The following is a 9,244-nucleotide window of genomic DNA, read 5'->3' as shown; positions in this document are numbered from 1 at the left end:
GAGGAGCTTTCGGACGAGTTCGTGCCGTTCTCCGCCCGACTGCGCGATGTCGGCTACAACGTGGGGATCGAGGGCAAGTGGCACGTCGGGAAAAGCCGCGGACCCGGCGACTTCGGATTCGACGGCTCCCACTACCCCGGATGGCACAATCCGATCGGTCACTCCGACTACCGCGCATGGCTTGCCCACAAGGGGCTGCCGTCCCCTGTCATCAGCGACGAGGTGCGCGGCGTGTTCCCCAACGGGGAACCGGGCAACCTGCTCGCGGGCGTCATCCACCAGCCGCCGGAGGCGACGTTCGAGCACTTCCTCACCGACCAGACGATCAGCCGGCTCGAGCAGTACGCGCGCGACCACCACCAAGACGGTCGCCCGTTCTACATGGCCACCCACTTCTACGGCCCGCATCTGCCGTACCTGCTACCCCCCGAGTACCTCGAGATGTACTCTCCGGACCTGGTCGAGCTGCCGGCATCGCTGGTGGAGACGTTCGAGAACAAGCCACCCGTGCAGCGTCGCTACTCCGAGCACTGGACGTACGACACGCTGGGCGAGGACACCTGGCGGTGGCTCATCGCCGCCTATTGGGGCTACGTCACACTGATCGACGAGCAGATCGGCCGGCTGATCGACACCCTGCACCGGCTGGATCTCTGGGACTCCACCGCGGTCGCGTTCACCGCCGACCACGGCGAGTTCACCGGTGCGCACCGCCTGCATGACAAGGGACCGGCGATGTACGACGACATCTACCGGATCCCCGGCCTGCTGCGAGTGCCCGGCGCACCACAGGGCAGGTCAACGCAGGCTTTCGTCAACCTGGTCGACTACACCGCGACGATCCTCGACCTCGCCGGCGTCGAACCGGAGCCGGCCGCCGACGGTCGCAGCCTGGTGCCGCTCACCTGCGGCGACGAACCGGACGACTGGCGTGCGGACATCACCGCGGAGTTCCACGGCCACCATTTCCCGTATCCGCAACGGATGCTGCGCACCCGCCGCTTCAAGCTGGTGGTCAACCCGGAAAGCGTGAACGAGCTCTACGACCTCGAAGCCGATCCGTACGAGCTGACGAACTCCTACGACGATCCCGCAATGACCGACGTCCGCGCACAGCTCCTGCAACGACTCTACGAGCAGCTCCGGGCCGCGGGCGACAACTTCCACCACTGGATGACCTCGATGTATCCCGTCGGCGGCAAGGACTACGACACATCTCTGAGCGACTTCGAAGGCGCTCGCCACCAAGTCTGAGGTACCCGGCACGAGGAGGATGCCGCACAGCCCGGCTCAGCACGGCAGAATGCTTGTGTGCCCGATGCCTAGGCACGACGAGAGGAGACGGCCCGGCGTGACTCGACGACCAGGTACACGCGCTTCCAAGGGAGCCTCGATGGCCGACGTCGCCCGCGTCGCCGGCGTCTCTGGCCAGACGGTGTCCCGGGTCGCGAACGGGAACACCCGGGTGACGGCCGAGACCCGGAACAAGGTCGAAGCGGCGATGAAGCAGCTCGGCTATCGCGCCAACATAGCCGCGCGGGCCCTGGCCACTGGTCGGTTCGGCACGATCGGCGTCGTCATGTTCAACCTCAGCACCGTGGGCAACATCCGCATCGTCGAGGCCGTCGCCGCCGGCGCCCAGGCGCGGGGGTACTCGGTGAACCTCGCGGTCGTGGAGGGCCCGACCGAGCAGGACGTCCGCGCGGCCGTGCGCGGTCTGACCGACCGAGCCGTCGACGGCGTGATCGTGATCGAGGCCCGGGTGCTCGACACACCCCACTTGCAGCTCCCGGAGGAGGTGCCGGTGGTCATCGCCGACAGCAGGTCGACTCACGAGCATCCGACGTTCGGGATGGACGAGGCGGCCGGCGCACGGGTCGCCGTGGGCCATCTGCTGGACCTCGGACATGCCACGGTCCATCACATCGCCGGCCCGACCAGCTCCAACGCGGCGGAGCGACGCCGCGCGGCGTGGAAACGGATGCTGCAGCGAGCCAAGCGCACCGTACCCCAGCCCGTCGTCGGTGACTGGTCGCCGGAGTCCGGGTACGAGGCCGCGGGCCGGCTACTGACCGACCAGGACGTGACCGCCGTCTTCGCCGCGAATGACCAGATGGCCGTCGGTGCGCTCCGGGCTGCCGACGAGCTCGGACGCCGCGTGCCGGAGGATTTGAGTGTCGTCGGCTTCGACGACCTGGACGTCACGCCCTACCTCAACCCTCCACTCACCACAGTCCGCCAGGACCTCGGCGAAGTGGGCCATCGATGCCTGGATCATCTGCTTGCGCAGATCGAGGCGGCGTCCGGTACAGCCCCCGAACCGAACGTCAGCCGGTTCGTCCATCCTGAGCTGGTAGTTCGCGGCTCCACAGCACCACCGCGCCGCTGACGCGGACCATCCAGCCCACCACCGAACGACGATCCAGGCCTTGACGGCAAGCTAAGTTACCGCAAACATGAATGCCACAGGCGCGTCAACGGAGGCGCGGAAACTACGTCGAAACCTCTTCTGGAGTGATGCGTCATGCTGCGGCGTCCATCGACGACACCGATGTCGACGGCCATCGTCGCTGTCGTCACCGTTCCTCACATCGCCGAGCACAGCGCCGCAGCTCGTCATAGGGGGCGGTGACGACATGACCGAACCTCTCGACACCGCCCACGGCGCCCTGGGAGCGAACTTCAATGAACAACTCGGCGCCTTGAACCACGACGAGCTGCGGCTGGCTCAAGCTCAGTGGGTTCGTGGCTTCTTCCACATGCCCGAAACCGATCACGGTGATCCCGGGGAGCATCCCGGGATCAGAGCCATCCTCGAGACAGCCGACCGCGGATTCAACACGATCTTCAGCCTGAAGTTCCCGTATAACAAGGCGTCGTTCCCCGAACCCGGCAGTGCGGAGATGGCCGCCGAACTGGCCCGGCTGGACAAGGTCCTACCCACCGTGATGGGGAAGGCCGACATCGTCACGATCGGCAACGAGCCGTTCCTCGAAAGCCTCCCGGAAGAGCGCGATGAGAGGCTCAACGAGTTCTATGAGGCCATCGCGCAGTATGTGATCGACTACCGGCGCACGTACCGCACAGACCGCACCTCAAGGCTCTACATGGGCGCCTACAACCGGCTCGACCTGGAGGACTCCCGGACGCCGGCGGCCGAGCGCTGGATGACGTTCGTCCGCGAAACCCCGGAGATCGAGGGTGTGGACATCCACCCGCACCTCGCCGACGGGAGTAACGCGCAGGCCTTCGTCGACTACATCCTGCCCAGGATGCGCGACGACCAGACCTTCCTCGTCACCGAGTTCTCCATCGTCTGGCACTGGAAGCAGCACCTGAACGACACCATCTCGGCTGATTTCGCCTCGACATACGGATTCGACCCGGACACAAGGGTCTGGGAGGTCGCTAAGGCCGCGATCGAGAATCCGTTCAGCGAGCGCCAATGGCACGACTTTCTGGCCAGCAGCGAGTGGTTCATGGCGCAGTCCAGCTACCTGCATGACCAGATGAACATGTATCGCGGCACAGGGCGGCTCGCGGTCGCCACCTATGGTTTCCGGCAGCAGGAGGACATGACGACGAACATGGGGCCGGACAAGGATCCGTGGCTGTTCAACAGCGTGTTCGCGCGTTATACGGTCCAGCTCCGAGATGCGCACATGTCCGCGCCCGGATTCTGGCTGGACTCTTTCAGATCGCTGCAGAACATCTAGGCAGAGCCGTCCCACCATCCAGTCCACCACCCGACAGCTCGATTACACCTTGAGAGGAGATCTGGGTTAACGCAAACGTCCTTGCCTATGCATCGATGCAGATGCGATCCGCTGGAGAGTGATGCACATGTTGCGCCGTCTGTCGATGACCGCCACGACGGTGGCGATCGCCGCCTTGACCATCCCCCTCGTCGCCGCGCACGGTGATCCGTCCCTCGACGAGGAGGACCACACCAGCTTGAGCAAGCCCCTCGACCTCGCCCACGGCGCCTTGGGCGCCAACTTCAACCAGAACCTCGACGCGGTGAACTACCGCGAGCTACAGCTAGCCAAAGCCCAATGGGTACGGGGATTCTTCCCGATGCCGGCCACGGACGAGGGCGACCCGGCCGAGCACTTCGCCATCGAGACCATCCTGGACACTGCCGGGCGCGGATACGACACCATCCTGAGCCTGAAGTTCCCGTACAACAACGCATCACTCCCAGAGCCCGGCAGCGCGGAGATGGCCGCCGAACTGGACCGGCTGGACCAGGTCCTGCCGAATGTGATGGGGCAGGTCGACATCATCACCGTCGGCAACGAGCCGTTCATCGAGAGCCTCCCGGCTGAGCGCGACCACAGACTCAACGAGTTCTACGAGACCGTGGCCCGGCACGTGATCGACTACCGCAGCCAGCACTGCGCCGAGAACTGCGCGACATCGCTCTATATGGGCGCCCTTAACCGTCTCGACCTGGAGGACCGGCACACGCCGGCGGCCGAACGCTGGATGACGTTCGTCCGCGAGACACCGGAGATCGAGGGAGTCGACATTCATCCGCACGTGCCCGACGGCGACAACGTGCAGGCGTTCCTGGACTACATCCTGCCGCGGATGCGCGATGACCAGACCTTCCTCGTCACCGAGTTCTCGCTGGTCTGGCACTGGAAGCAGCACCTACAGGATCCGATCTCGCCCGAGTTCGCCTCGACGTACGGATTCGCTCCGGACACCCAGGCCTGGGAGGTGATCGGGGCCGCGATCGACGACCCGTTCAGCGAGCGGCAATGGAGTGACTTCCTGACCAGCAGCGACTGGTTCATGGAGCAGTCCACGTTCCTGCACGACCAGATGAAGATGTATCGCGACACCGGCCGGCTCGCCGTCGCCACCTACGGATTCAGGCAGGACGAGCTGATGGTGCAGAACTGGAACCCGAACAAGAACCCGTGGCTGCTCAACAGCGTCTTCGCCCCCTACACAGTCCAGACCCGTGGGTCCGGCATGTCCGCGCCCGGGTTCTGGCTCGACTCCTTCAGATCGCTGCAGAACGGCTAACGGAACTAACTCCACCGGCACCCAGGTGTCTGATGTGTCAGCCCCGGCGACATCCACCGCCGGGGCGGACGTCTGTGTGCGACGCTTACGTGGAACCTTGCCTTGACGTGAGCGTCAAGGTCTATCGTCAGTGACATGCGAATCGGTGATCTCGCCAAGCGAGCTGGAACGACGACGCGGACCCTGCGGTTCTACGAATCGCAGGGTCTACTCACCGCGCGGCGCGCGTCGAACGGCTACCGGGAGTACAACGACGACGACTTCCGGCTGGTCAAGGAGATTCAGACGCTGCAGAGCTTCGGTTTCAGCTTGGACGACACCAGGCCCTTCGTCGACTGTCTGCGCTCAGGACACGAGGCCGGCGATGACTGTGTCGACTCGATCGAGACCTACCAGCGCAAGCTGGCAGAGGTCGACGCCTGCCTGACCAGACTCGATGAGGTGCGCTCGAACCTGGTGAGCAAACTCACCGAGGCGCTGGCGAGACAGCCCAACCCGTGCGAGGTGGGCGACCGTATCGCCACGGGCCTGGATGACACCACGTCCGAACCCGTCAACGCTGCGCCCCGCCATCGATAGTCGCGGCCACACCACGGACGACGCTCATACCTGTTCAGACAACACCGACTCGAAGGACAGCTGATGTCGACGACAGATCTCTCCGGCCAGGCCTTGACCATCACGGACGACACGTTCGCTGCGGAGGTCTTGAACCAGGATCTACCGGTCCTGGTGGACTTCTGGGCGGAATGGTGCCCGCCCTGCCACATGGTGGCCCCGACACTCGAACAGATAGCCCGTGAGCGGGCCGGAACGCTGCTGATTCGCAAGATCAACAACGACGAGCACCCGGCCACCGGCGCCTCCTACCGCGTGCTATCGCTGCCCACGCTACTGCTCTTCCGCAACGGCCAGGTTTTGCACACAATCGTCGGCGCCCGGCCGAAGGCGCGGCTGCTCGCGGAGCTCGACGACGCTTTGGCCAGATGACGAGACAGCGGCTCCAGCGGATCCACGCCGGCCTCGCTGGAGCCCGTCACGAGCTGAGACGTCGGGCTTCTACTCACCGGTCACGGAACGCATCCGCGGCGTCTTGTATGCGGGCCACGTAATCGGACCACCATTGCGCGTCACCGATCTCTTCATGGTCCTTGCCGGCCTGTCCGTCGATCACCTCGCGGACGATGTCCACATGCCCGGCGTGCTGAGCGGTCTCCGTGGCGACGCGGACCAACAGGGCACCCCGCGTGGTGAAACGATGCTGCTCCGGCCACCGCCGACGCACGTGTGCCGTACGCCTAATCGGGAAGCTACCCAGGAGCGGCAGACACGTCTCCCATGCCGGTCTCCCAGGGCCGTTCAGCCTCGGCCCGAGAATGCCTCCTGCGCCTTCGTCTTGGTGCCCTGGACGAGCACCCGCCACGCGTTCGGATCGCCTTTCAGCAGTGCGGCGGTCGTGGCCTTCATCTGATCGAACGTGGCCGACGGTGGGATCGGCGGCACCTCCGGGTCACAGATCACATCCAGGACCACCGCCCGGTCGGCGGCGAGCGCCTGGTCCCATGCACCGCCCAGCTGGTCCGGTGAGTCGACCGTGATCCCTTCAAGCCCGAGGCTCTTCCCGATCTCGGCATAGGAGACGTCGGGCAGCGTCTGCGAATCCTCGAACTTCGGCGTTCCGCCGAGCGCACGCAACTCCCAGGTGACCTGGTTCAGGTCGTTGTTGTGGAAGACGCAGACGACCAGTCGCCGGTCCTCCCACAGCTGCTGGTAGCGGGCGATGGTCATCAACTCCGCCATGCCGTTCATCTGCATGGCTCCGTCTCCGACCAGCGCGACGACTGGTCGGTCCGGATACGCGAACTTGGCTCCTATCGCATAGGGGACCGCCGGGCCCATGGTCGCCAGCGTGCCGGAAAGCGAGCCACGCATCCGGCCCCGCATCTTCAGGTTGCGTGCATACCAGTTTGTGGAGGACCCGGAGTCCGCCGTGACGATCGCGTCGTCAGGGATGCGCGAGGAGAGCTCATGCACCACACGCATCGGGTTCACCGGCCGGGCGTCGAGCATGGCCTGCTGCTCCATGGTCGCCCACCAGTCCGCGACGTTCTTCTCGATCTTCTCCCGCCATTCGCGCGTCTCCTTCTTCTGCAGCAGCGGGACCATCGCGCGAAGGGTCGCCTTCGCCTCACCGACGAGGTTGGCCTCGGTGGGGTACCGCATCCCGATCATGCTGCCGTCACGGTCGATCTGGACGGCCCGGGCTTGTCCAAGTTCCGGCATGAACTGCGTGTACGGGAAGTTCGATCCAACGATCAGCAGGGTGTCGCAGTCACGCATCAGCTCATAGCTGGACCGGGTGCCCAACAGGCCGACCGCTCCAGTGACATAGGGAAGGTCGTCGGGGATCACGTCCTTGCCGAGCAGTGCCTTGGCGACACCCGCGCCGGTGATCTCGGCGACCTGCTTCACCTCGTCGGCAGCGTTACGGGCACCCTGGCCGATCAGAATGGCGATCCTCTCGCCGGCGTTGATGATCGCGGCCGCATCGGCGATCTCGTCCTCTGGTGCCGTCATCACCGAACGTGACGAGCTCGGCGGACTCGAGGGGACATGCTTGAACTCGTGCTCAGGCTCCTCGTAGTCGGCCTCCTGCAGGTCTGCCGGGATGATCACTGCCGTCGGCGCGTTCCTCGCTTGAGCGGTGCGGAAGGCGCGATCGAGGGCGTTCGGCAGCTGTTGCGGAACGCTGACCTCCACGAGGTACTCGGAGGCCACGTCCTTGAACAACGTGTGGAGATCAACCTCCTGCTGATAGCTGCCGCCGATGGCGGTCCGCGCCGTCTGCCCAACGATCGCCACTACCGGGACGTGGTCCAGCTTGGCGTCATAGAGCCCGTTGAGCAGGTGGATAGCTCCCGGGCCGGAGGTCGCCAAGCAGACGCCGACGTCGCCGCTGAACTTCGCATACCCGACGGCCTGGAACGCCGACATCTCTTCGTGCCGCGACTGAACATAGAGCGGAGCGTCGTCGGAGCTCTCGAACGCTGCGAGGATGCCGTTGATGCCGTCACCGGGATAGCTGAAGACCTGTTCAACGCCCCAGTCCCGCAGACGCTGGAGCACGAAGTCACCGACTGTCTGGGCCATGTCCCCTCCTCAAAGACCGGTACAAGCCCAGTTACCCGACTGCCGCCGGTCTATCCCTGGCGCTGGGGATCGTCCGGTCTGACATGAGGAGGCGAGCGAGCCACCACGCCGACGTTCTCGATGGCTCAGTCAACATGCCGGATCAGGCGTTGTCAGCGTGCCCGGATGTTGGCCGGGTGCCGGCGCGACCGGCCACACCCAGCACCGTGCGATCATCGCCAAGCTTGCGGATCTTCGAGGCTGACTCATCTTCGGGGGCGGCTGCCTTTCGGCAGTACCGGCTGCCCGAGCGTACCGCTGCGCCGAGCGTGGCACACCGCACCTCGATGGGCTCGACGGAGAGCAGTTCCTCGTCGCCCGCCACACGCCCGAGCCGCTGCGCGGCGACTTCGTCGATGACGATCGGAGGCGCGGCGAAGATCCGTGCGGGCTCGCCCGGGACTTCTACCAGTCGGCCGTAGACAAGATCACCCGTGCTGAGCCCGACCATTTCACTCAGGTGGCGCACCGTCTCCATATGTCCATCGGACCGGTCGCGCACCTGCAGTTCGATGCCGTCAGCACCGGCCAGCTCATATACCTTGCCCGGAGTCTCGGCCCAGTTCCGGCCGCCCCCAGCGCGTTCGTTCAATGCGGGCGCGACTTGAACCAGGAACACCTCGATCATGAGATTGTCGAACAGCATGAAGTCGGCCACCGCGGTCGACAGTGCCGCCCTGCCGGCCACCCAACCCGGATACTCTGGCACGGTCGGCCCTTCAGCGCCTTCCGCGGCCGCACCGATCTCTCGCTGCGCCCGCGCGACCAGAGGCATCGGCATAGAGGTGATCCACCGGCCCGCCGCGGCCACTGTGAGCCTGGCCCAATGCCACGCCTCCGCGGCGTCGCCGATCTCGATCATCTCAGCGAGCTGACTTGTCCACCGGCCTTCCGGCTGATCGGTCATGTGGTGCAGGTATTCCGCGGCGATTTCCAGGCTTGCGCGTTGTTCCGCGGCCATGGCCTCAGCCAGCAACATCTGATCCCGGCTCTCGAGCATGCCCTCGACATGCTCGGC

9 protein-coding genes are annotated in these 9,244 nt (G+C 65.3%); 6 read left to right on the top strand and 3 right to left on the bottom strand.

Annotated elements, in window-relative coordinates:
• The 6 genes from ELR45_RS14615 to trxA all read left to right on the top strand — a co-directional run.
• Window positions 1-1,254: sulfatase-like hydrolase/transferase (locus tag ELR45_RS14615; protein WP_205856598.1), on the top strand; the 1,254-nt coding region annotated here is incomplete at its 5' end.
• Window positions 1,255-1,393: 139 nt separating this feature from the next.
• Entirely contained in the window at window positions 1,394-2,389 is a 996-nt protein-coding gene (locus tag ELR45_RS14610; RefSeq protein WP_129667048.1) for a LacI family DNA-binding transcriptional regulator, read from the top strand.
• Between the two features lie 247 nt (window positions 2,390-2,636).
• Window positions 2,637-3,716, top strand: coding sequence for a hypothetical protein (locus ELR45_RS14605; RefSeq protein ID WP_205856597.1), 1,080 nt, complete (start codon window positions 2,637-2,639; stop codon window positions 3,714-3,716).
• A gap of 145 nt (window positions 3,717-3,861) precedes the next feature.
• Window positions 3,862-5,037, top strand: a complete 1,176-nt coding sequence (locus ELR45_RS14600; protein WP_205856596.1) for a hypothetical protein — start codon at window positions 3,862-3,864, stop codon at window positions 5,035-5,037.
• Between the two features lie 135 nt (window positions 5,038-5,172).
• Window positions 5,173-5,616 (top strand): MerR family transcriptional regulator, encoded by a 444-nt coding sequence (locus ELR45_RS14595; RefSeq protein ID WP_129667047.1) that lies wholly within the window; start codon window positions 5,173-5,175, stop codon window positions 5,614-5,616.
• A 63-nt stretch (window positions 5,617-5,679) separates the two neighbouring features.
• Window positions 5,680-6,027: a thioredoxin gene (trxA, locus tag ELR45_RS14590; RefSeq protein WP_129667046.1), complete on the top strand. Its 348-nt coding sequence runs from the start codon at window positions 5,680-5,682 to the stop codon at window positions 6,025-6,027.
• 73 nt (window positions 6,028-6,100) lie between these two features.
• On the opposite strand, the gene ELR45_RS42105 is transcribed toward trxA, so the two are convergent.
• From ELR45_RS42105 to ELR45_RS14575, 3 genes are all read right to left on the bottom strand, one after another.
• Window positions 6,101-6,460, bottom strand: a complete 360-nt coding sequence (locus tag ELR45_RS42105) for a mycothiol transferase (protein ID WP_129667045.1) — start codon at window positions 6,458-6,460, stop codon at window positions 6,101-6,103.
• A complete protein-coding gene (locus ELR45_RS14580) occupies window positions 6,397-8,187 on the bottom strand; it encodes a thiamine pyrophosphate-requiring protein (protein WP_129667044.1) in 1,791 nt (596 codons plus the stop codon). The genes ELR45_RS42105 and ELR45_RS14580 overlap by 64 nt, the downstream gene beginning before the upstream one ends.
• Before the next feature lie 142 nt (window positions 8,188-8,329).
• A partial coding sequence (locus ELR45_RS14575) for a hypothetical protein (RefSeq protein ID WP_165367778.1) occupies window positions 8,330-9,244 on the bottom strand: 915 nt, incomplete at its 5' end.

It is taken from the genome of Phytoactinopolyspora endophytica, from assembly GCF_004138495.1.
In the GTDB taxonomy this organism is placed as follows: Bacteria; Actinomycetota; Actinomycetes; order Jiangellales; family Jiangellaceae; genus Phytoactinopolyspora; species Phytoactinopolyspora endophytica.
The sequence above is the reverse complement of the archived record's forward strand: the minus strand, read 5'-3'. Positions and strand labels throughout refer to the sequence as shown.

Coding starts and splice junctions, on each gene's coding strand:
- ELR45_RS14610 (WP_129667048.1), top strand. CDS start 1,394: ATGGCCGACGTCGCCCGCGTCGCCGGCGTCTCTGGCCAGACGGTGTCC.
- ELR45_RS14605 (WP_205856597.1), top strand. CDS start 2,637: ATGACCGAACCTCTCGACACCGCCCACGGCGCCCTGGGAGCGAACTTC.
- ELR45_RS14600 (WP_205856596.1), top strand. CDS start 3,862: ATGACCGCCACGACGGTGGCGATCGCCGCCTTGACCATCCCCCTCGTC.
- ELR45_RS14595 (WP_129667047.1), top strand. CDS start 5,173: ATGCGAATCGGTGATCTCGCCAAGCGAGCTGGAACGACGACGCGGACC.
- trxA (WP_129667046.1), top strand. CDS start 5,680: ATGTCGACGACAGATCTCTCCGGCCAGGCCTTGACCATCACGGACGAC.
- ELR45_RS14580 (WP_129667044.1), bottom strand. CDS start 8,187: ATGGCCCAGACAGTCGGTGACTTCGTGCTCCAGCGTCTGCGGGACTGG.